Raw genomic sequence first — 1,534 nt, 5'->3', positions numbered from 1 at the left:
TTGAAGCCCATAACCCAAAGCCACTCTCTTCCAGATATCCAGCGATAATTTTAGTTTGAGAGAACAATGCCATAAGGATCACAAGGAGTAACATGATCACATCGATAACGCGTTCGGTCACTATGGTTCCAAACCCTTTTTGAAAAGGGACGCCTTCATAGGTCGACAGGCCTGTGGCACGGAGGACTTCTCCGGATCTGGGGATACCGAGATTGGCAAAATATGCAGAAAGTACCAGAAGGAGGTTGTTGCGGACCCGGGGCTGATATCCCAAAGGTTCGAGCAGGTAGTTCCACCTTATGGCCCGGGACAAGTGGCTTAAAAAGCCGATTCCCAGCGAGAGTAAAATCCAAAAAGGATTTGCTTCCCGGATGTATTTGAGAATCTGTAAACGGTCTTCGGGTGAGGTGATAAGATACGAATAGGCAACCAAAGCAACGCCCAGGGCAATGGGAAGTATTGTTTTTAGCGCCTTTTTCGTACGTGCTTTCACAATTAGTTGAGCAGGTTGGTTTCCTCGTTGGGAAAAACCAGGGCCGGATTAAAGTCCCTTGCCTCTTCTATATTCATCCACGCATACGCGATGATAATCAGGATATCTCCAACGGCAACTTTACGCGCAGCCGCCCCATTGAGGGTAAGCTCTCCACTACCCCTTGGACCGGGAATAACATAGGTTTCCAAACGCTCCCCATTATTATTGTTGACAATTTGGACTTTTTCTCCCCGGATGAGGTTGGCGGCATCCATAAGATCCTCGTCTATAGTGATACTGCCAATATAATTAAGGTCTGCGCCTGTTACCCGGACGCGGTGTACTTTAGATTTGACTACTTGAATTTGCATTCCTGTGACATTTAGTTCAGGGACAGGTTATCGATCAGGCGAACTCCTCCGAGGTAGGCTGCGATAAAGGCCCTGTATTTTTTCGATTTGTCTATAGTGCCAACCGGGAGCAAGGTCTCCGCATCGGCAATACTAAAATATTCGAGTTTAAAGTCCGGGTGGGCCTTAAAGGCTTCACGGACAAATTCCGCGATCTCATTTGCATTTTTCGTGCCAAAGCTATTTTTGACTTCCTGAAGCATATTATAGAGGAATCCGGCTTCTTTTCTCAGACTATTTGTCAGTAGGGTATTTCGTGAGCTCATCGCCAGCCCGTCTGTCTCCCGCACAATAGGGCAGGGAACAATAGACACCGGTATTTCTTTTTGTTTTACCATTTGCCGCACCACCTGGAGCTGCTGATAGTCTTTCTCCCCAAAATATACCCGATCGGGTAGGATAAGACGCAGCAGGACCTCGACGATGGTTGCGACACCGTTAAAATGCCCGGGGCGGAAAACCCCCTCCATCACCTGTTCCAGGTTTCCGAAATCGTATGTCCTGGCATCGGGTGACGCTCCGTACATTTCAGATACCTCAGGCGCAAAAACCGAGATGGGACAATCCAGATCATTTAATTTGTCCAGGTCTGTATCCAGGGTTTTGGGATACTTGAGAAGATCCTGGGGATTATTGAACTGTGTAGGGT

The 1,534-nt window shown here is 47.7% G+C and carries 3 protein-coding genes; all 3 read right to left on the bottom strand.

Annotation, left to right across the window (positions count from 1 at the left end; all coding sequences use genetic code 11):
• Positions 1-493, bottom strand: a 493-nt coding sequence (locus tag WBV75_RS01990; RefSeq protein ID WP_424118981.1) for a lysylphosphatidylglycerol synthase transmembrane domain-containing protein, incomplete at its 3' end; no start/stop codon positions are given.
• 2 nt (positions 494-495) lie between these two features.
• Positions 496-846 (bottom strand): aspartate 1-decarboxylase, encoded by a 351-nt coding sequence (panD, locus tag WBV75_RS01985; RefSeq protein WP_424118980.1) that lies wholly within the window; start codon positions 844-846, stop codon positions 496-498.
• 11 nt (positions 847-857) lie between these two features.
• The coding region (locus WBV75_RS01980; protein ID WP_424118979.1) for a 4-phosphopantoate--beta-alanine ligase at positions 858-1,534 on the bottom strand (677 nt) is incomplete at its 5' end.

Origin of the sequence: Robiginitalea sp. (genome assembly GCF_049588695.1) — a bacterium.
Lineage (GTDB): Bacteria > Bacteroidota > Bacteroidia > Flavobacteriales > Flavobacteriaceae > Robiginitalea.
This window is presented reverse-complemented; position numbering and strand designations above follow the sequence as displayed.